Raw genomic sequence first — 19,625 nt, forward strand, 5'->3', positions numbered from 1 at the left:
AACGCTTAGCGTCTCGGTTGGTCCTCGATCAGGAAGGCGCGGAAATCATTGACATTGGTGCCGGTCGGACCCGGCACGAACAGGTCCCCCGCCAGCCGGAAGGCCGACCAAGCCTCATGGCGGGCCAAGAGGCTGCGGGCATCGCCGCCGGCTGCGCGGATGCGGGCGGCGGTGCCGCCGTCGCAAAAGGCGCCTGCATTGTCCTCCGACCCGTCAATGCCGTCCGTATCGGCGCTGAGCGCGGTCACGCCGGCGAGCCCCTCGATATCGATCGCGGCCGCGAGCAGAAGTTCGGAATTGCGGCCGCCCTTGCCATAGATCCCGTCGCGAATCGTCACCGTCGTCTCTCCGCCGGAGATCATCACCAGCGGCCGCGTCACCGGCGCCGTGCGGGTCGCAAATTCGCGGGCAAGGGCAGCATGCATGCGGCCGATGTCGCGCGCCTCGCCCTCGATGCCGTCGGAAATGAGCAGCGGCGTCACGCCGCGCGCCGCCGCCTCGGCCGCCGCCGCTTCCAGCGAGACGCGTGCTGAGGCGATGACCTTGACCGTCTGATCGCCAGCCAAACCGGGTCGTGGCGCTTCGGCCCGTCCGATCGCAGCTAAGATGGGCGCCGGCAGGTCGATGCGGTAGTCGCGAAGGATGCGCAGCGCCTCGTCGGCTCCACTCTCATCCGGCACGGTCGGGCCGGAGGCGACCGCCGCGGGGGAATCGCCGGGCACGTCGGAAACGATGATGGTGACGAGCCGCGCCGGGCGGGCCTGCTCAGCCAGCCGCCCGCCCTTGATGCGCGAGAAATGCTTGCGCACCACATTCATCGCGGCGATCGGCGCGCCGGAGGCAAGCAGGGCCTGGTTGAGGGCGATCTCGTCAGCAAGCTCGAAGCCATGCGGCGGCGCCGGCAGCAGGGCCGAGCCGCCACCCGAGATCAATGCCACGACCAGATCGTCCGCCGTCAGCCCCTCCACCTGGCGAAGCAGCGCCTCGGCACCGGCGATCCCCGCCGTGTCCGGCACCGGATGGGCGGCCTGCAGCACGCGAATGTGCCGGCAGGGCTCGACTGGCCCATGGCGGGCCACGACCACGCCCTCGAGCGGGCCGTCCCACAGCCGTTCGAAGGCCGCCGCCATCTGGCTCGCCGCCTTGCCGGCCCCGACCACGACAGTCCGCCCCTTCGGCCGCTCAGGCAGCACCCGCCGCAACGCCGCCTCCGGCTCCGCTGCCTGGACGGCGCGGGCGAAGAGGTCGGCGAGGAAAGCACGGGGGTTAGCGATCATGAGCGTGCTCCCACCGGTTCGTTTCCTGTCCGGAGCCAGGACCCCCTCTGCCTGCCGGCATCTCCCCCACAAGGGGGGAGAGACCGTGGAGCGGATGCCTGCGACATGAGACGGCGTGCTCGTGGGAGAGGCTTGTCGGGTTGTAGTCAACGCTGGATTCGAGACAACGAGGTCCAAGAGGAAGCGCGTGTCGAGGCCCCAGCCCTCTCCCCCCTTGTGGGGGAGATGCCGGCAGGCAGAGGGGGACTTTCTCTCGGCGATCGCTTTGTCGGTGGGGTGTGCGCGCGGGGCGCGCGCAGACCCCCTCTGGGCTGCCGCCCATCTCCCCCACAAGGGGGGAGAAACCATGGGGCGGACGCCTGCCACGGGAGAGGGCGGATGTCCGCGAGAGACTTGTCGGGTGGAAAACTGCGGTGGAGTCGACGGGGATGAAGACCGCGGTTGAGTCGAGGCAATTGAGTCCAAGAGGAAGCGAGCGGCCTGCGCCCATCGCTCTCCCCCCTTGTGGGGGCGATGCCGGCAGGCAGAGGGGGTGTTTCGACGGAAACGGCGAAGGTGGAAGGCCGCAGCCTGCGGAGGTCATGATCACCGGATCCCGGTACGGGCCCGTGGCCGCGTCTCGTTGCGTTCATGGGCGAAGATGGCGGGGGGAAGCGGCGGCAGGCCGCGGATGATGTCCGCCCCCTTTTCGCCCATCATGATGGTCGGCGCATTGGTGTTGCAAGAGGGAACGCGCGGCATGACCGAGGAATCGCAGACGCGCAGGCCTTCGAGGCCCCGCACCTTGAGGTCGAGCCCCACCACAGCATCCGGCCCGGTGCCCATGCGGCAAGTGCCGACCGGGTGATGGTCGGTCTTGGCGTTGGCGCAGCCATAGTCGAAGAGCTCCTGCTCGGTCGCGACCTTCGGCCCCGGCAAGCGCTCGGCCAGGATATAGCGTTCCAGCGCCGGCTGCTGGAAGATCTCGCGCGCGATCCTCAAACCTTCGAGCGACATGGCGCGGTCATGCGGATCGGACCAGTAGTTCGGGTCGATCAGCGGGGCGGCCGCCGGATCGGCGGCGCTGAGGCGCACCGTGCCGCGCGAGCGGGGATGCAGATAGGCGGAATTGAGCGTTACGCCGGCATTCTTGAGCTTCTCAACGCCCGCCTCGATGCCGGAGCCGAGGCCCAGATGAAACTGGATATCCGGCGAGCGGGCATCGGGATCGGCATACCAGAAACCGCCGGTCTCGAAGAGGGAGGAGGCGACGGGGCCGGAGCGGAACAGGAGATATTCGAGCCCGGCCCAGAGCGTGCGATGCAGCTTGGCGACGCTGTCATAGGTATGATCGCCCGTGCATTCGGCGATCACGAAGAGATCAAGATGATCCTGCAGATTGGAGCCGACGCCCGGCAGATCATGGCGCACCGGCACGCCGACGGCGGAGAGATGATCGGCCGGGCCGATGCCGGATTGGAGGAGCAGCTTCGGCGAGCCGATCGCGCCGGAGGTGACCAGCACCTCGCGCTCGACACGCAGCGTCTCCAGCCCTTTCGGCGTTGCGATCTCCACACCGGTCGCGCGTTGGCCCTCCAGCAGGATGCGGGTGACGCGGGTGCCGGTGCGGATCGTCAGGTTGCGGCGGTCCTTGATCGGCGAGAGATAGGCGAGCGAGGCCGAGGAGCGACGGCGGTCGCGCTGGGTCAGCTGGTAGAAGCCGAGGCCCGCCTGCTGGCGGCCGTTGAAATCGTGATTATAGGGAATTCCGAGTTCCTGGCCGGCGCGGATATAGGCATCGCAGATCGGCAGGGCCGAGACGGGCATCGAGACGCCGAGCGGCCCGCCATAGCTGTGGTAATCATCGGCAAAGCGCTGATTGTCTTCCGCCCGCTTGAAATAAGGGAGGACGGAGCGATAGTCCCATCCCTCGCAGCCTTCCTCGGCCGCCCAGAGATCGTAGTCGGCGGCATTGCCGCGGGTATAGAGCTGGGCATTGATCGAGGAGCCGCCGCCGATCACCTTGGCCTGGGTGTAGCGCAGCACGCGGCCCTTCATGTGCTTCTGCGGCACGGTCTCCCAGCCCCAGCTCGCCACGCCCTTGGTCATCTTGGCGAAGCCCGCCGGCATGTGGAAGAGAGGGTTCCAGTCGCCGCCGCCCGCTTCCAGCAGTAGCACCGTGACGGTCGGATCCTCGCTCAGCCGGTTGGCGAGCACGCAGCCGGCCGGGCCGGCGCCGGTGATGATGTAATCATAGGTCATAGGTCTGTCCTGTCAGATCGGTCCTGTCAGAGGCGCGGAATGGAAAGGCCGCCATCGGCATCGATGACGCTGCCGGTCGCAAAGGCGAAGCTGCCGGAGGCTAGCGCGGCGCAGATGGCGCCGATATCGCCGGGTTCACCCCAGCGGCCGACCGGCACCAGGCCGCCGGCGATCAGCGCGTCATATTTGTCGGCGACGCCGGCGGTCATGTCGGTGCGGATGATGCCGGGGCGAAGCTCGAAGACGCCGATGCCGCTCGGCGCCAGCCGCAGCGCCAACCCTTGCGAGAAGGCCGAAAGCGCGGCCTTGCTGATGCAATAGTCGAGCCGCTCGGGCGAGCTGGCGGCGGCGGAGACGGAGGTGATGGTGATGATCGAGCGGGGCCGCGCGGCCTTCGCCGACAGCATCGCCCGAACCACCGCCTGGGTGAAGAACAGCGTGCCGCGCAGGTTGATCGCCATGATCGCATCGAAGTTCTCCGGCGTCAGATCGAGGAAGTCGCCGCGCACCAGGGCGGAGATCCCGGCATTGTTGACCAGGCAATCGATGCGGCCGAAGCGGGCGAGGATGGCGGCGATCGAGGCCTCATGCCCGTCGAGCGCTGCGAGATCCGCCTGGACATAGAAGGCGTCGGCCCCCTCTGCCCGGATCGCCTCCAGCGCCTCGTCCCGCTCCGGCGCGGGACCGAGGCCTGTAATGGCAATGTCGAAGCCGGTGGCCGCAAGCGCCAGCGCGATGCCGAGCCCGATGCCGCGCCGCCCGCCGGTGACGATCGCCACCGGGCGCGTTCCCCCCTCGCTCATGCGGCCAGCTCCGTGCTGACGATATGATCGGCGACGCGCAGCGCCTGGGCGGCAATGGTCAGGGCCGGATTGACGGCGGCCGAGGTCGGCAGGAAGCTCGCATCGACGACGAAGAGGTTCGGATGTTCGAAGGCGCGGCAGAAGATATCGAGTGGCGCCGTTTCAGGGTCCGTCCCCATGCGCACCGTGCCGCATTGATGGGACGGCGTGCGCTTGTCAAAAGGGCGGGAGAGCACGAGCGGGAAGCCGGCCGCCTTCAGCACGGCCTTGAGCTTGGCGACGAGCAGGAGATGCGCATCCCAGTTGGTGCGGTGCCATTGCAGCACGATCCGCTCCCCCTCGACCATGATCCGGCTTTCGGGGTGGGGGATGTCCTCGCTCATGGCGTAGAAATCGATGGCGCGGTCGGTCATCGGCGCCAGCGCCCATTCCGGCACCTTGGGCAGCGTACCCTTGAGCACGGCGGCGGAGATGCGGCCGAGCAGCTGGACATTGCCGAGCGGCGGCCCGCCTTCGCCGTCGGAGAGATAGAAATCGTTGAAGGCGAAGGTCTTCTGATAGATCGACGTGTTGCGATAGCGCGGCGAAATGGCGATCACGGCCGAGGAATTGTGGTTCATGAAATTGCGGCCAACCTGGTCGGAGCCGTTCGCAAGGCCGCGCGGATGGCGGCTGTCGGCCGAGCGCAGCAGCAGCACGGCCGATTGCACGGCGCCGGCGGCCAGGATCACCAGCTTCGGGGAGAGGACCGCCGTCTGGCCGTCGCGCTCGTAATGGATGCGTTCGATGGCGCCGTTGTCGCCCGCTTCCAGCCGCCGCACCTTGGCCTGGGTGAGGAGCGAGACGTTCGGGTGGCGCAGCGCGATCGACAGCGCCGAGGCCTCGGCATCCATCTTGCCGTCGTTCGAATTCGGATGGGCATCCCAGGGAGTCTTGGCCTTGGCGAGCCAGCGGTCGATATCGACGGCGAGCGGCAGGGAGAAGGGGTGCAGCCCCTGCGCCTTCAGCCGCGCCCGCACATCGGCAATCGGCGGCTCGTCGGGGATCGGCGGGTAGGCATAGTCAGCCGAATGCGGCGGCTCGGTCGGGTCCTCGCCCTGCCGCCCGCGCACATGATACATCTGTTCGGCCCGGCTGTACCAGGGCTCGAGCTCCTCATAGGGAAAGGGCCAGGCCGGCGAGACGCCTTCCAGATGGGCGAGCTCGGCAAAGTCCTCGCGCCGGTAGCGCAGCATGACCGCGCCGAAGAACTTCGAATTGCCGCCGACATTGTAATAGTTGCCGGGGTTGAAGCCGGTGCCGTCGCGCTCGTACCAGGTTTCCTTCGGCCGGAAATGGCCGCGCTGGAAAATGGCGCGCGGATCGCGGTTCTCCGGCCGGTCGGGCAGATGGTCGCCGGCCTCGAGGATGAGGATACGGGCGCCGCTTGGCGCCAACCCGGCCGCGACCGTGGCGCCGCCGATGCCCGAACCGATGATCACAATGTCTGGCGTCTCGCTCATCTCACATGCTCACTCTCATCTTACGCAATCCGGCTCTGGCTCTTCGGGTCGAAGAACACGGCCTTGTCGAGATTGAAGGCGAGGCGGGCCATCTGGCCGGCCTGAATACGGGCATCCGCCCGAAGCCGCGCCACCACCTCCTTGCCGCCGAGCTTGGTGACGGCGAAGGTGTCTGAACCGGCAGGCTCCACCACCTCGATCAGGCAATCGCCTTCCGCGATCATGCGGGCATTGCGGTCCGCCCCGTCCGGGTCGGTCAGCGCCTCCGGGCGGATGCCGAAGACGATCTCGCGTCCGGCATGGGCGGCCAACCCTTCGCGCCCCGCCGCCACCGGCAGGCGGATCGGTGCGCCGTTCGGACGCGGCAGGCTGATCGCCAGCCCTTCGGCCGAAGGCTCGACCGTAGCGGAGAGCAGATTCATGGCCGGCGATCCCATGAAGTCGGCGACGAACATGTTGACCGGATTGTTGTAGATCTCGGCCGGCGTGCCGAATTGCTGCAAGACGCCATCCTTGAGCACCGCGATCTTGGTGGCGAGCGTCATCGCCTCGATTTGGTCATGCGTCACATAAACGATCGTCGTCTTCATACGCTGGTGCAGGCGCTTGATTTCGGTGCGCATGTCGACCCGCAGCTTGGCGTCGAGGTTGGAGAGCGGCTCGTCGAAGAGGAAGACCTGCGGGTTGCGCACCAGTGCCCGGCCCATGGCGACACGCTGGCGCTGGCCACCGGACAGCTGGCTCGGCTTGCGGTCGAGCAGATGGCCGATCTGCAGGATGTCCGAGACCTGCTTGATCGCCTTCTCCCGCTCCGCCTTCGGCACCTTGCGGATTTCCATGCCGAAGGCGATGTTTCCGGCCACCGTCATGTTCGGATAGAGCGCATAGGACTGGAAGACCATGGCGATGTCGCGCTGCGAGGGTGGCAGGGAGGCGACATTGCGGCCGTTGATCGAGATCTCGCCTGAGGTGATCGGCTCCAGCCCCGCAATCGCGTTGAGCAGGGTCGACTTGCCGCAGCCGGACGGGCCGACCAGCACGAGGAAGCCGCCCTCCTCGATCTCAAGATTGATATCCTTGAGGATTTCCAACGCGCCGTAGGATTTGCGTAAGTGGGAAATAGTCAGGAACGACATGGCTTAACCTTTCACGGCGCCCGACATCAGCCCGCGCACGAAATAGCGGCCGGAGACGATGTAGACGATGAGGGTGGGCAGGGCGGCGAGGATCGCGCCGGCGAAATGGACATTGTATTCCTTCACGCCGGTGGAGGAGGAGACGAGGTTGTTCAGCGCCACCGTCATCGGCGTGGAATAGGGTCCGGAGAAGGAGGCCCCGAACAGGAAGTCGTTCCAGATATTGGTGAACTGCCAGATGACCGAGACGACGATGATCGGCCCGGAGGAGGGCAGCAGGATGCGCCGGAAGATCTGGAAGAAGCTTGCCCCGTCGATCTGCGCGGCGCGGACCAGCTCGGTCGGGAAATTCTCGTAATAATTCCGGAAGTAGAGCGTGGTGAAGCCGAGGCCGTAGATGACATGGACGAGGATCAGCCCCCAGATGCTGCCCGCAAGACCCAGCACGCCGAGGATGCGCGCCATGGGGATGAGCACGATCTGGAAGGGGATGAAGCAGGAGAGCAGCAGCAGGCCGAAGAAGACATTCGAGCCGCGAAACTGCCATTTGGTCAGCACATAGCCGTTCAGCGCGCCGACGATCGTGGAGATCGCGACGGCCGGGATGACCATCAGGATCGAGTTCAGGAAGAAGGGCTTCAGTCCGGTCGGCTGCACGCCGATCTGGGCCGTCGACCAGGCCGAAAGCCAGGGGTCGATCGTCCAGACCTGAGGCAGGTTGAGCATGCCGCCCTGGCGGATCTCCTCCAGCGGCTTGAAGGAATTCACCAGCATCACGTAGAGCGGCAGCATGTAGTAGATCGCGAACAGGATCAGCGCCGTGTAGATCAATGCGCGCACGAGGATCCCGTGCGAGAGGGCGTTGTCGGGCGAAGCACCGGCGCTCATCAGCGTTTTCCTCCGCGAACTTCGGAATAGAGGTAGGGGATGATGATCGAGAAGATCATGACGAGCATGATGATCGCCGAGGAGGCGCCGATGCCCATGGAATTGCGGGTGAAGGTGTAGGAATACATGAAGGTGGCCGGCAGCTCGGTCGCCTGTCCCGGCCCGCCGCCGGTCAGCGCCACAACAAGGTCGTAGGCCTTGATGGCAAGATGGGCGAGGACGACGAAGGCGGAGAGAAAGACCGGCCGCATCAGCGGAATGATGATCCGGCGGTAGATGGTAACCGGCGAGGCGCCGTCGATCTGGGCGGCCTTGATCATCTCATTGTCGACACCGCGCAGACCCGCCAGGAACATCGCCATGACGAAGCCGGAGGATTGCCAGACGGCGGCGATGACGACGCAATAGATCGCCATCTGGCTGTCCTTGATCCAGGTGAAGCTGAAGCTTTCCCAGCCCCAGAGCCGCATGGTGTTCTGCAGCCCGATGCCGGGATCGAGAAACCATTTCCAGGCCGTGCCGGTGACGATGAAGGAGAGCGCCATCGGATAGAGATAGATCGGCCGCAGCAAGCCCTCGCCGCGAATCTTCTGGTCGAGCAGGATGGCGAGCACGAGGCCGAGCACCGAGCAAATGACGATGTAGAGTGAGGCGAAGATCGCCAGATTGGTGATCGCCCGCCACCAGTGGGGCAGGGCCCAGAGCTTTGCGTAATTGGTAAGCCCGATGACGTTGTAGGACGGCAGCATCTTGCTGTCTGTCAGCGACAGGAAGCCAGTATAGGCGATGAACCCATAGACGAAGATGACGACGATGACGAAGCTCGGCGCCAGGACGAGCTTTGGCAACAGTTCCTGCAGCCGGCTGCGACTTTCCATGAGGGATCACCAGGATGAGTGGGGGAGGGATGGAGGCGGACAGGCCGCCGCCATCGAAGGGTCGGAGGACGGACGGACCGGCGGTCCCCGGCATCGTCGGAAATGACGATGCCGGGGAGCCGTAGAGGGCCGTTAATGCAAGTCGTGCCTCTTACTGAGCGGCGGCGACGGCAGCCGGCAGTTCCTTGGTGGCGTCTTCGGGCGAAAGGTCGCCGTTGAAGGCGCGAGTGACGACGTCGTAGATGGCGTTCTTCACCGCGGCCGGGTTGGCATGGCCATGCGCCATGGAACCGAAGAGCTTGCCGTTCTTGTCGGCATCCGCGAGATCGGCGATCGCCTTCTTGCCGCAATCGTCGAAGGCCGCGTTGGGGACGTCGGTGCGGGCTGGTGCCGAACCCTTGACCACGTTGAAGGCCGACTGGAAGGTCGGGCTTTCGATCGCAGCCGCCATTTCGCGCTGGGCGGCTTCCTTGTCGGCGGCCACCTTGAACATGACGAACTGGTCGGAGTTGAAGGTGACCGACCCTTGCGTTTCCGGATAGCGCATGCAGACGAAGTCGGTGCCCGGCTTCTTGCCGGCCTTGATGAATTCGCCCTTGGCCCAGTCGCCCATGAACTGCAGCCCGGCCTTGCCCTCGATCACCATGGCGGAGGCCAGATTCCAGTCGCGGCCGGAGAAGTTGTCGTCCACATAGGTGCGCAGCTTGGCGAGCCGCTCGAAGGCGGTCTTCATCTTGTCGCCGCCGAGGGCCGCCGGATCGAGATCGATGAAGGCCTGCTTGTAGAAATCGGTGCCGAGCGAGAGCACGACGGCATCGAAGAGGGTCGCATCCTGCCAGGGCTGGCCGCCGGCCGCGATCGGGGTGATGCCCTGGGCCTTGAAGTTGTCGAGCAGCGCGACGAGTTCGTCCCAGTTCTGCGGCTCCTTGCCGCCGGCCTTGTCGAGCGCGGCCTTGTTGATCCAGACCCAGTTGGTGGAATGGACGTTGACGGGGGCTGCGATCCAGTGGCCGTCATATTTGGAGAACTTCTGCAGGGCGGCCGGGATTACCTTGTCCCAGCCTTCCTTGGAAGCGACGTCGTCGAGATTGCCGAGCGAGCCTTCCTTGGCCCAATCGAGAATGTCGAAGCCGAGCATCTGGACCGCGGTCGGCGCATTGCCGGAGGTGACGCGGGCGCGCAGCACCGTCATTGCCTCCGTGCCGCCGCCGCCGGCCACCGGCATGTCGGTCCAGGAGATGTTCTTGGTTTCGAGGTCCTTCTTCAGCACGTCGAGCGCCGCCGCTTCGCCGCCCGAGGTCCACCAATGCAGGACCTCGACATTCTCGGCAGCCCGTGCCAGGCCTGCGGAAAGCAGGCCGGCGGTCATCGTCACGGCGAGCGCCGTGGTCGTCAGAAACTTGCGCATATGTTCCTCCCATGTTGCAAGTTGCCAAGGCAGGATTGATCCCGCCCCTTTTCAAGCGCCCTCCTCAGGCGCTGTCTCCAACCGGCCTCCTCAGGCCAGCCTTTCCGTCTGCGGCATCCACCAGCTGGTGCGCGCGCCGATATGCATGTTGAGCGTCTTGGTCTCCGTGTAGTCCTCCACCGCATGCCGGCCGAGTTCCCGGCCGAGGCCGGACTGCTTCATGCCGCCGAAGGGCAGTTCCGAGGCGCCGTCCATGAAAGTGTTCATCCAGATTGTCCCGGCCCTGATCCGCCGGCCGATCGTCAGGCAGGTATCGAAGTCGCGGCTCCAGACCCCGGCTGAGAGGCCATAATCGACAGCGTTGGCAATCGAGATCGCTTCCTCAACCGTCTCGAAGGTGAGGACCGAGAGCACCGGGCCGAAGACTTCTTCACGCGCCACCGCCATGTCGCGCGTCACGCCGGAGAGAATGGTCGGCGCCATGAACTGGCCGCGGCCGAGATCGAGCGCGCCGCCGCCATGGGCAAGCTGCGCACCGGCTTGCGAAGCCGCATTCACATAGCCGGCAATCTTCTCGAAATGCTGCGGCGTGATGATCGCACCAACCTGAGTCGTCGGATCGAGCGGATCGCCGACCTTCACCTCGGCAGACAGGCGGGCAATACGCGCAACCATCTCCTCGGCAATGCTCTTGTGCAGGATCAGCCGCGAGCCGGCATTGCAGCATTCGCCGGCGTTGAAATAGGCGCCGAACACGGCGGCATCGACGAAGGCATCAAGATCGGCATCGGGGAAGACGATCTGTGGGTTCTTGCCGCCGAGCTCCAGCGACACCTTCTTGAGCGTCGTCGCAGCGTTGGTCATCGTCAGCTTGCCGACGCCGGTCGATCCGGTGAAGGAGACCATGTCGATGTCCGGATGGGCGGTGAGCACCGCGCCGACCTCTGCGCCGGTGCCGGTGACGATGTTGACGACGCCATCCGGCACGCCGGCCTCCTGCAGGATTTCGCCGAGGATCACGGTCGAGCCGGAGGAGAGCTCAGACGGCTTGACCACCGTGGTGCAGCCGGCCGCGATCGCGAAGGGCAGCTTCTGGCTGACGATCAGGAAGGGGAAGTTCCAGGGTGTGATGATCGAGACGACGCCGATCGCCTCGCGCAGCACGACGCCGAGCGTACCGTCGCCAAGCGTGTTGTAGCTTTCACCATGCAGGTCGCGGGCCAGTGCCGCGGCATAGCGCCAGATATCGACGGCGCCGGCGATCTCGCCGCGCACCTGGCTGATCGGCTTGCCGGCCTCGATCACGTCAAGCGCCACGATCTCCTCGGCACGTGCGGCGATCAGATCGGCGGCCTTGAGCAGGATGGTGGACCGCTGCGCGGCCGTCATGCGCGGCCAGGGGCCGGTGTCAAAGGCGCGGCGGGCGGCGGCGATGGCGCGCTCGGCATCGGCCTTTGTGCCAGCCTGGAAACGGCTGACCACGACGCCATGGCTCGGGGCGACACGCTCGATCGGCGCGGCACCGGCTTCCAGCCAGCGGCCGTCGATCAGCATCTTGAAGTCGCGCGCCGCGAGGGCTTCCAGCGCCTTGGGCGGGATAGAAATTGTCATGACCAGTCTCCCTTGAATTGTGCCGGGCGCTTCTGCGTGAAGGCGGCGACGCCCTCCTTGAGATCGCCGGTTCCGGCGACCAGGATCGAGCCCAGCGCCTCCACCGCCTCGCCGCGGTCCTCGCCGCTTGCGACCGCGATCATCAGCTTGGCGACCTCAATCGCCGCCGGGCCGCGCGCTGCAATGGTCTGCGCATAGGTTCTCGCTGCCTCCAGCGCGGTCCCGGTTTCGACCACCTGGTCGACGAGGCCGAGGCCGAGCGCCGTGTCGGCGGAAAAGATCTCGCCGCCGAGCGCCATGCGCCGTACGGTCTGCGCGCCGAAGCGGCGCACCAGCCGCTGCGTGCCCGACCATCCGGGCACCATGCCGAGCCCGGTTTCCGGCAGGCCGATGCGGATCTGCCGCTCGGCGATGCGGATATCGGCAATGCCGGCCAGTTCCAGCCCGCCGCCCAGCGCATGGCCGTTCAGCGCCGCGACGAGCGGCATGCGCAACGTCGCCAGCCGTTCGAAGACGCGGTGGCCGTGGCGCACCCAGCCATGTCCGAACTCCGGCGGGCTCATGCCGGCCCAGGCCTTGATGTCGCCGCCGGCAGAGAAACCGCGGCCGGCGCCGGTGAGAACGGCGGCGCGGATCTGCCTGTCCGCCTCGATCCTGTCGGCCGCCTCCCCCAGCGCCGCCAGCATGTCGAGGTCGAGCGCGTTGAGCTTCTCCGGCCGGCTGACCGTCAGGACCGCAACCGCGCCGTCGCGCGTGATCTCCACCGTGCCGCTAGTCATGATAGACGCCTTGCAGGCGCGGCTGCGCCTTCTGCGGCAGGCTGAGGCCGATTGGCGCCTCCGCGAACAAGGCAGCATCCATGACCTTCAGTTGCTCGGAGACGATGAGCGGAAATTCCGACTGGGCAAGGATATGGGTTTGGAGATCGACGCCCGGCGCGATCTCGGTCAGCATCAGGCCTTTCTCCGTCAGCCGCATCACGCCACGCTCGGTGACATAGGTGATGTCCTGGCCCTGGGCGATCGCCCGCGGCCCGGAAAAGGTGACATGCTCCACCGTCTTGACCAGCTTCTTGAGCTTGCCTTCCCTCTCGATCACCAGAGCGCCCTCGCGCAGATCGAGCTTGGCGCCCGCGTTGAACATGCCTGAGAAGACGATCTTGCGGGCCCGGGCGGTGATGTCGACGAAGCCGCCGGCGCCGGCGGTCACATGCGGGCGGAAGGAGAGCCGCGAGACATTGACCGAGCCGTCCTCGCCGATCTCGAGGAAGGAGAGCAGCGATGCATCGAAGCCGCCGCCCTGGAAATAGGTGAACTGATAGGGCGAGGGCATATAGGCATCGGCATTGGAGGCGCAGCCAAAGGCAAAATCGAGGAGCGGCACGCCGCCGACGGCCCCCTGCTCGATCACCCAGGTGACATCGCCATGCCGGCCTTCCTCCATCAGGATGCGCGGCACATTGGCGGAAATGCCGAAGCCCAGATTGACGCAGGCGCCGGCGGACAGCTCCTGCGCCACCCGCCGTGCAATGACCTTCTGCACATTGAAGGCCGGCACGTCGAACCGGTCGAGCGGGAGCGAGATTTCGCCGGAGATCGCCGGATCATAGAGTGTCTGCGTCGTCTGCTTCTGGTCGGGATCGGTAATCACATAATCGACCAGCATGCCGGGCACCCGCACGTCGTGCGGCTTCAGGCTGCCCTGCTTGGTGATGCGCTTGACTTGGGCGATGACGATGCCGCCATTGTTGCGGGCGGCGAGCGCCTGGTCGAGGCCGCCGAGGGTGGCGCCCTCGTGCTCGTATGTCAGGTTGCCGCGCTCGTCCGCCGTGGTCGCCCGCAGGATCGTCACCTGTGGAACGATCGGCGCGAAGAACAGCCAATCCTCGCCTTCGAAGGCGACGCGCTTGACGATCGGCTCGCGGCTGGCGCTCTCGTTCATGGCGCAGCCCTGGCGCGCCGGATCGACGAAGGTGTCGAGTCCGACCTTGGTCAGCACGCCCGGCCGCTTGGCCGCCGCCTCGCGATGCATGTCGAAGAGAATGCCGGACGGGATGTTGTAGGCGGGGATTTCGTCGCCGGTGATCATCTGCCAGATCAAGGGCGGCTCGGCGGTAGAGGGGCCGGACGGGTAGGAGCCGCCGAGAATGCGGGCGAGCAGGCCCTTTTTCGCGATGTGGTCGACACCCTTGATGCCGCTCATGTCGCCGGCGGCGATCGGATGCAGCGTGGTGATGCCGCGCGGATGGCCGGTCGCCTCGAAGCGCTCGCCGATCGCCTTCAGCATCAGGTCCGGACAGCCAAGTCCGCTGGAGGAGGAAACTGAGACGATGGCGCCATCGGGGATCAGTGCGGCGGCCTCGGCGGGGGTGATATGCTTGCTCATGCGGCTCTGCCCTTACAATCCTGTCTCGACGCGTACGGCCCGGCCGCTCCTGGCGCTCTCCACCACCGCGAGCCCGGTGGCGAGCGACCAGATGCCGTCCGTATCCGTGGCCGAGGCCTCGCCCTCGCCGGCAATCGCCCTGTGGAAGGCTGTCAGCCCGCGCTCGTAGAGATTGCCGTGGGCGAGCGGCAGGCTCTCCTCACCCGCCTCGGTGCGCAGAGCCACGCTGCCGATCGGACGCTGCGTCATCACATCGCGGGCGATGAGCGAGCCTTCGCTGCCATGCACCTCGAAGCCGGTGCCGGCGAATTTCGTCGTGAAGCCATCGTGGAACTGGGCGATCGACCCATCGGCAAAGCGCATGACGCCCATGACCGCATCCTCGAGCCCGGCCTTGCCCATGCCGCCCGCCTGCGAAAACGCGGTGACCTCCACCGGATCCTGCCCGAGCACGAAGCGCAGCGTGTCCGTGTCGTGCACGGTGATGTCGAGAATGACACCACCGCCGGCCGCCGGCGTATCGAGCCGCCAGCCCTGGAGATGGGCGGGCAGATAGACGGCGTGGAAGACGCGGGCGGAAAGGACGCGGCCGATCCGGCCGGCGGCGACCGCGTCGCGCATGGCGATATGGCTCGCCGCATTGCGCAGATGGTGATTGGTGGCCAGCACCACGCCGGCCTCCTTTGCCGCGCGACGCATGGCATGGGCATCGGCGAGAGAGAGCGCCAGCGGCTTTTCGCAAAGCAAATGCTTGCCGGCTCGGGCTGCGGCGATCGCCTGGTCGCGATGCAGCTCGTTGGTCGTCGAGATATAGACCGCGTCGACCTCCGGATCCTCGACCAGGGCCGCGAGGTCCGAAACGCCCTTGGCGATGCCGGCGTCCGCGGCATAGCTGCGGGCCCGTTCCGGGCTCGTGCTCATGACCGCGGTCACCTCGCCCCCCGTGGCGCGGATCGCGTCGATCATCCATTCCCTGGCGATCGTACTCGCGCCGATCAGTCCCCACCGCACCGTCATGCCAAACTCCTCCGAATGTCCCGCCGTGCAGCGCCGCAGCTGTCGCGAACCGCAAGCCGCACGGCGCCGACGATCGTCTCCGCCTCGATCGTGCCGGCATTGATCTGCTTGAGCAGCATCTGGGCTGCGCGACGCCCCATGCCTTCCGGGTCCACCGCAATGGTGGTCAGCGCCGGCACCGCGGTCTTCGCCTCGATCACATCGTCGAAGCCGACCACGGCGAAATCGGCGCCCGGCTCCAGCCGTCGGGCCCGCAGCCCGTCATAGGCGCCAAAGGCGACCGCATCATTGAAGCAGACTGCCGCCGTCGCCGGCTCCGCTGCGGCCAAGGCGCGGCCGACTGCTTCCGCACCGCCGGCGCGCGAGGGGGAGGAAGGGATGATCAGCGCCTCGTTGACCGCAAGACCCGACTCGGCCATGGCGGCGCGATAGCCGCCGACGCGCTCCTCGAAGATCGCCGTATCCGGAAAGCCGCCGAGAAAGGCGATGCGGGCATGGCCGAGCCGGGCCAGATGGGCGACGGCGAGCGCGATGCCGGCGCGATTGTCCGAGGTGATGGAGGAGGCCTTCGAGCCCGGCACGGAGCGTACCATGACCACGACGGGAATGCCCGCCGCCGAGAGCGGCTTGAGATCGGCGGCCTCGGTGCCGCGTGCCGGGGAGAGGATCAGGCCGGAAATGCCATGCTCGCGCATGGAGGCGATCACCTCGCGCTGCCGGTCGATATTCTCGCTGGTGTTGGAAAGGAACTGCACGAAGCCTGCCGACTGAACGACCATGTCGACGCCGACGGCGATCTCGGCAAAGAAGCTGTTGGTGAGATCGTTGACCACGACGCCGATGATGCGGGACTTGGCATTGGCCTGGCGCAGATTGGCCGCGCCGCGATTATAGACATAGCCGAGCTCGCGCATGGTCGCGGTCACCTTGGCGCGGGTCGTCTCGTTGACGAGGCCGGATCCCTGCAGCACCAGCGACACGGTGGACTTGGACACGCCGGCAGCCTTGGCGATGTCGATCACCGTCACCCGCCCCTTCGCCATGTCCTGCCTCCCACACTCGATATGGACCGGTCTAATTGGATCGTTCCAAGTCGTCAAGCGGTAATCTGCCGTTGACCTAAGGCAATGAAGCAGCACGTTGCACCACGGAAACTGCGCATTGCGTTGCGAAAAAGCATCTGTCGGGCAGCCACTCTCCTCCGCAGATCCGAAACTTTGCCCTTGCCATTTGGAACGGTCTAAATTATCCGGCTTCATCATCGTATGTGGAGGATAACCGTGACCGACCTGCTGATGCTGCCTCTCCCGGGAGGGGCCCGGGCTGCCTATCGCCTCGTCGGGACGCCGGTCGATCGGCCGACGACGCCGCCTCGCTTCAGCCGCATCGCTTATGCGGCGGCCCATATCGTTTCCGATCCGCGGGCCGAGACCGACCCCTGGGGGCAGCCGGCGATCGACTGGAAGGCGACAATGGCCTTCCGTCATCATCTCTGGAGCCTGGGCTTCAAGATTGCCGAGGCGATGGACACCTCGCAGCGCGGCCTCGGGCTCGACTGGGCGGGCGCGCAGATCCTGATCCGGCGGTCGCTCGATGAAGCGCGTAGCGTGCCGGGCGCCGATCTTGCCTGCGGAGCTGGCACCGACCAGCTGGCGCCGGGCGAGGCCCGTTCGCTGGACGATGTGATCCGCGCCTATGAGACGCAGTTCGACTGGATCGAGCGCCATGGCGGCAGGGCGATCCTGATGGCGAGCCGCGCGCTCGCCCGCATCGCCCGCTCGCCAGACGACTACGCGACCGTCTATGGCCGACTGCTCTCTCAAGCCAAGGATAAGGTCGTGCTGCACTGGCTGGGCGACATGTTCGACCCGCAGCTTGCCGGCTATTGGGGCAGCACGAATTTCGAGGGAGCGCTGGAGACGGTGCTCGGCATCATCGAGGCGCATCGCGACAAGGTGGAAGGCATCAAGATCTCGTTGCTCGACGAGGCCTATGAGATCGCCCTGCGCCGGCGCCTGCCGGAGGGTGTTCTGTGCTTCACCGGCGACGATTTCAACTATGCGAGCCTGATCGAGGGCGACGGCGAGCGGCACAGCCATGCGCTGCTCGGGATCTTCGATGCCGTCGCGCCATCGGCCTCCAAGGCGCTCGCGGCGCTGGCGGAAGGCGATGTCGAGACCTTCCGCGCCGTCATCGCGCCGACCGTGCCGCTGTCACGGAAAATTTTCGAAGCCCCGACCCAATATTACAAGGCGGGCGTCGTCTTCCTCGCCTGGCTCAACGGCCATCAGGCGCATTTCACCATGCCGGCCGGCCTGCAATCGGCCCGCAGTCTCCTCCATTATGCCGAGGTCTTCCGCCTTGCCGACCAGGCCAATGTGCTCGACCGGCCGGATCTGGCGGTCGAACGCATGCGCAAGCTAGTGGGCGTGCTCGGCGGCGACTGAGCCTCCCAGCCGCTCACCCTCTTGCAATGCCGGCTACTGGGCGAAGAAGTCGGGATCGACCGCGGCCAGAATGTCATGCGCGAGGCGGATGCGCCGGTCGTTCGGCCAGAAGCGGTTGGCCAGCAGCACGATGCCGCTGTTGCGGGCGGGCTGGAGCAGGGCATAGGCGCCGAAGCCGGCCGTCGATCCGGTCTTCGACAGTGTCCCGACGGCAGGGCCGGTGACCGGCTCGCCGACGAGCCCCACCGGGTTGGGCTTCAGGATGAAATCCGGGTCGGCACCCTGCATCAGCGCATTGAGCTCGGCCGGCGCGGCATACAGCTCCCATCCGAGACCCTGATGCATGGCCTTGACGCGGTAGACACCCCGTTGAGATATCCGGAATCCTTCGGCGAGTTCGAAGGGCAGGTCCTCCGGCTTGGCCGCAGCGGCGAGGAACTTCAAGACATCCCGCGCAGTGGTCTTCACGCCATAGGCCTGCTCGTCGAACAGGCCGGGCGTCACGCGAACAGGGGCGTTGTCGCGCCGATAGCCCTGGGCGTAATCCGCCTGCCGAGCCTTGGGCACCACAAGCATCGTATCCTTGAGGTTGAGCGGAGAGAACAGCTTGCTCTCCATCGCCGCGGCAAAGGGCGCTCCCGCTGCCTTGGCGGCGAGGAAGCCGGACAGGCCGATCGCGACATTGGAATAGAGCCGTTCGGTGCCGATCTTGCTCTCGGGTTGGAAGGCCTGCAGATAGGGGAGCAGGGTTGCCTCGGTGACGGTGTCGGGAACCTGCAGGGGCAGGCCGCCGGACGTATAGGTCGCGAGTTGCTGAAGGGTCGCCCCGCCGAGCGGATGACCCTCGAGCGCCGGCAGCACGCTTTCCGCCCGGGCGGAGAGATCGATCGTGCCCTCTGCCGCCAGCCGGCCGAGCAAGGTGCCCGTATAGGTCTTGGAGAGCGAGCCGATCTCGAAGAGCGTTCGATCGGTAACCGCCGCATCGCCCTGGCGCGCCTGCCGCCCGAAGTGGAAGACGCGCGGCTCGCCCTTGACGAGCAGGCCGACCGAGAGGCCCGGAATATCCTCTTCCGCCATCACCGGCTCGACCGCACGGCGCACCGCCCCCTCGACCTCGTCCGCGGCTTGAGCCGGCAGCGTGCCAGACAGGATCAATGGCAGCATCATCGCCGCCTTCCAAACGCACTTCATCTGCATGGTGAACTCCTCAAGCGTCAGATCGGGCCGCGGCTTAGTTCGATTCTGCTTACCAAAACCTTTCTGCACCATGCTGCTATCGCGCTCTGTGCCCGGGCGAGACGGCGTCATTCGAGCGCGGATCTCGTACCTGCCGGCCTTTGCCCCGGGCGTCGAGCCGCTCACCACTGCGTGAGAATGGAACCGTTCCGACGACTTTCGCTTGCCTTTCTCGGTAGCCGGATGATTATTCAGTCTTGCTGATTAGCCGGATGCATGGCTGAGCGTCGTATGATGGAGGCTGGACGTGACAGAGATGGCGGAGAACGCGCTTGATCGATCACGCTACGCGGGTCGGCTGATCCTGCTTCATTGGCTCATCGCCGCGCTGGTCTTCCTCATTTGGCCGCTGGGCCTGATGATCGGCTTCGTCAAGGACGAGGTGAAGCCGAGCTTCTATCTCCTGCATGAAAGCTTCGGATTTCTGGTGCTGTGGCTCATGCTGCTGCGGGTCGGCGTGCGGCTCGCCCACTCCGCTCCTGCGAAGGAGGGCTCAGTGACGATGCAGCGCGTCGCTGGTCTGGTGCATGGCCTGCTCTATCTCCTCCTCATTGTCATGCCGGTCTCGGGATTCCTCGCCAGCAATGCTTATGGGTTTCCCTTGCACTGGTTCGGGCTGGTTACGGTGTGGAGCCCGATCGGCAAGGTGCCGGATCTCGCTGGTCCGCTCTTGAGCCTGCACACCGCCTGTGCCTGGATGCTGCTGGTCCTCGTCGCGCTTCATCTCGCAGCCACGATCTATCATCAGGCCGTGCGCCGTGACGGCACACTGAACCGCATGATCTGACGGAAGGAC

16 protein-coding genes are annotated in these 19,625 nt (G+C 66.1%); 2 read left to right on the forward strand and 14 right to left on the reverse strand.

Annotated elements, in window-relative coordinates:
- Window positions 1–5: 5 nt before the first annotated feature.
- The 13 genes from ACLE20_RS10845 to ACLE20_RS10905 all read right to left on the reverse strand — a co-directional run bounded on the left by ACLE20_RS10845 (window position 6) and on the right by ACLE20_RS10905 (window position 16,189).
- The gene (locus ACLE20_RS10845; protein WP_410940301.1) at window positions 6–1,277 is read right to left on the reverse strand and encodes a glycerate kinase; all 1,272 of its coding nucleotides are present in this window, start codon (window positions 1,275–1,277) and stop codon (window positions 6–8) included.
- Window positions 1,278–1,862: 585 nt separating this feature from the next.
- Window positions 1,863–3,518 (reverse strand): GMC family oxidoreductase, encoded by a 1,656-nt coding sequence (locus ACLE20_RS10850; RefSeq protein ID WP_410940302.1) that lies wholly within the window; start codon window positions 3,516–3,518, stop codon window positions 1,863–1,865.
- Window positions 3,519–3,544: 26 nt separating this feature from the next.
- Window positions 3,545–4,321: a 3-ketoacyl-ACP reductase gene (locus ACLE20_RS10855; protein ID WP_410940303.1), complete on the reverse strand. Its 777-nt coding sequence runs from the start codon at window positions 4,319–4,321 to the stop codon at window positions 3,545–3,547.
- Window positions 4,318–5,823 carry a GMC oxidoreductase gene (locus ACLE20_RS10860; RefSeq protein ID WP_410940304.1) on the reverse strand — a complete coding sequence of 502 codons (1,506 nt, stop codon included), beginning with the start codon at window positions 5,821–5,823 and terminating at the stop codon, window positions 4,318–4,320. The genes ACLE20_RS10855 and ACLE20_RS10860 overlap by 4 nt, the downstream gene beginning before the upstream one ends.
- 20 nt (window positions 5,824–5,843) lie before the next feature.
- On the reverse strand, window positions 5,844–6,959 hold the full coding sequence (locus ACLE20_RS10865; protein ID WP_410940305.1) for an ABC transporter ATP-binding protein: 1,116 nt from the start codon (window positions 6,957–6,959) through the stop codon (window positions 5,844–5,846).
- Window positions 6,960–6,962: 3 nt separating this feature from the next.
- The gene (locus tag ACLE20_RS10870) at window positions 6,963–7,847 is read right to left on the reverse strand and encodes a carbohydrate ABC transporter permease (RefSeq protein WP_410940306.1); all 885 of its coding nucleotides are present in this window, start codon (window positions 7,845–7,847) and stop codon (window positions 6,963–6,965) included.
- Window positions 7,847–8,725, reverse strand: coding sequence for a carbohydrate ABC transporter permease (locus ACLE20_RS10875; RefSeq protein WP_410940307.1), 879 nt, complete (start codon window positions 8,723–8,725; stop codon window positions 7,847–7,849). The genes ACLE20_RS10870 and ACLE20_RS10875 overlap by 1 nt, the downstream gene beginning before the upstream one ends.
- A gap of 151 nt (window positions 8,726–8,876) precedes the next feature.
- Entirely contained in the window at window positions 8,877–10,133 is a 1,257-nt protein-coding gene (locus ACLE20_RS10880; protein WP_410940308.1) for an ABC transporter substrate-binding protein, read from the reverse strand.
- 90 nt (window positions 10,134–10,223) lie between these two features.
- Window positions 10,224–11,744 carry an aldehyde dehydrogenase family protein gene (locus ACLE20_RS10885; RefSeq protein ID WP_410940309.1) on the reverse strand — a complete coding sequence of 507 codons (1,521 nt, stop codon included), beginning with the start codon at window positions 11,742–11,744 and terminating at the stop codon, window positions 10,224–10,226.
- A complete protein-coding gene (locus ACLE20_RS10890) occupies window positions 11,741–12,523 on the reverse strand; it encodes an enoyl-CoA hydratase/isomerase family protein (protein ID WP_410940310.1) in 783 nt (260 codons plus the stop codon). Before ACLE20_RS10890 ends, ACLE20_RS10885 begins: the two co-directional genes overlap by 4 nt.
- Window positions 12,516–14,129 carry an acyl CoA:acetate/3-ketoacid CoA transferase gene (locus tag ACLE20_RS10895; RefSeq protein ID WP_410940311.1) on the reverse strand — a complete coding sequence of 538 codons (1,614 nt, stop codon included), beginning with the start codon at window positions 14,127–14,129 and terminating at the stop codon, window positions 12,516–12,518. The genes ACLE20_RS10890 and ACLE20_RS10895 overlap by 8 nt, the downstream gene beginning before the upstream one ends.
- Before the next feature lie 12 nt (window positions 14,130–14,141).
- Window positions 14,142–15,146 (reverse strand): Gfo/Idh/MocA family protein, encoded by a 1,005-nt coding sequence (locus tag ACLE20_RS10900; protein WP_410940312.1) that lies wholly within the window; start codon window positions 15,144–15,146, stop codon window positions 14,142–14,144.
- Window positions 15,143–16,189, reverse strand: a complete 1,047-nt coding sequence (locus ACLE20_RS10905) for a LacI family DNA-binding transcriptional regulator (RefSeq protein ID WP_410940313.1) — start codon at window positions 16,187–16,189, stop codon at window positions 15,143–15,145. The genes ACLE20_RS10900 and ACLE20_RS10905 overlap by 4 nt, the downstream gene beginning before the upstream one ends.
- 252 nt (window positions 16,190–16,441) lie before the next feature.
- On the opposite strand from ACLE20_RS10905, the gene ACLE20_RS10910 reads away from it, so the two are divergent.
- The gene (locus tag ACLE20_RS10910; RefSeq protein WP_410940511.1) at window positions 16,442–17,593 is read left to right on the forward strand and encodes a dihydrodipicolinate synthase family protein; all 1,152 of its coding nucleotides are present in this window, start codon (window positions 16,442–16,444) and stop codon (window positions 17,591–17,593) included.
- Between the two features lie 33 nt (window positions 17,594–17,626).
- On the opposite strand, the gene ACLE20_RS10915 is transcribed toward ACLE20_RS10910, so the two are convergent.
- Window positions 17,627–18,790, reverse strand: coding sequence for a serine hydrolase (locus ACLE20_RS10915; protein ID WP_410940314.1), 1,164 nt, complete (start codon window positions 18,788–18,790; stop codon window positions 17,627–17,629).
- A gap of 295 nt (window positions 18,791–19,085) precedes the next feature.
- On the opposite strand from ACLE20_RS10915, the gene ACLE20_RS10920 reads away from it, so the two are divergent.
- Window positions 19,086–19,616 carry a cytochrome b gene (locus ACLE20_RS10920; protein WP_410940512.1) on the forward strand — a complete coding sequence of 177 codons (531 nt, stop codon included), beginning with the start codon at window positions 19,086–19,088 and terminating at the stop codon, window positions 19,614–19,616.
- The last annotated feature ends 9 nt before the right edge of the window (window positions 19,617–19,625 follow it).

Source organism: Rhizobium sp. YIM 134829 (genome assembly GCF_046546455.1).

Coding starts and splice junctions, on each gene's coding strand:
- ACLE20_RS10845 (WP_410940301.1), bottom strand. CDS start 1,277: ATGATCGCTAACCCCCGTGCTTTCCTCGCCGACCTCTTCGCCCGCGCC.
- ACLE20_RS10885 (WP_410940309.1), bottom strand. CDS start 11,744: ATGACAATTTCTATCCCGCCCAAGGCGCTGGAAGCCCTCGCGGCGCGC.
- ACLE20_RS10880 (WP_410940308.1), bottom strand. CDS start 10,133: ATGCGCAAGTTTCTGACGACCACGGCGCTCGCCGTGACGATGACCGCC.
- ACLE20_RS10910 (WP_410940511.1), top strand. CDS start 16,442: ATGCTGCCTCTCCCGGGAGGGGCCCGGGCTGCCTATCGCCTCGTCGGG.
- ACLE20_RS10905 (WP_410940313.1), bottom strand. CDS start 16,189: ATGGCGAAGGGGCGGGTGACGGTGATCGACATCGCCAAGGCTGCCGGC.
- ACLE20_RS10865 (WP_410940305.1), bottom strand. CDS start 6,959: ATGTCGTTCCTGACTATTTCCCACTTACGCAAATCCTACGGCGCGTTG.
- ACLE20_RS10850 (WP_410940302.1), bottom strand. CDS start 3,518: ATGACCTATGATTACATCATCACCGGCGCCGGCCCGGCCGGCTGCGTG.
- ACLE20_RS10860 (WP_410940304.1), bottom strand. CDS start 5,823: ATGAGCGAGACGCCAGACATTGTGATCATCGGTTCGGGCATCGGCGGC.
- ACLE20_RS10915 (WP_410940314.1), bottom strand. CDS start 18,790: ATGCAGATGAAGTGCGTTTGGAAGGCGGCGATGATGCTGCCATTGATC.
- ACLE20_RS10870 (WP_410940306.1), bottom strand. CDS start 7,847: ATGAGCGCCGGTGCTTCGCCCGACAACGCCCTCTCGCACGGGATCCTC.
- ACLE20_RS10900 (WP_410940312.1), bottom strand. CDS start 15,146: ATGACGGTGCGGTGGGGACTGATCGGCGCGAGTACGATCGCCAGGGAA.
- ACLE20_RS10895 (WP_410940311.1), bottom strand. CDS start 14,129: ATGAGCAAGCATATCACCCCCGCCGAGGCCGCCGCACTGATCCCCGAT.
- ACLE20_RS10875 (WP_410940307.1), bottom strand. CDS start 8,725: ATGGAAAGTCGCAGCCGGCTGCAGGAACTGTTGCCAAAGCTCGTCCTG.
- ACLE20_RS10920 (WP_410940512.1), top strand. CDS start 19,086: ATGGCGGAGAACGCGCTTGATCGATCACGCTACGCGGGTCGGCTGATC.
- ACLE20_RS10890 (WP_410940310.1), bottom strand. CDS start 12,523: ATGACTAGCGGCACGGTGGAGATCACGCGCGACGGCGCGGTTGCGGTC.
- ACLE20_RS10855 (WP_410940303.1), bottom strand. CDS start 4,321: ATGAGCGAGGGGGGAACGCGCCCGGTGGCGATCGTCACCGGCGGGCGG.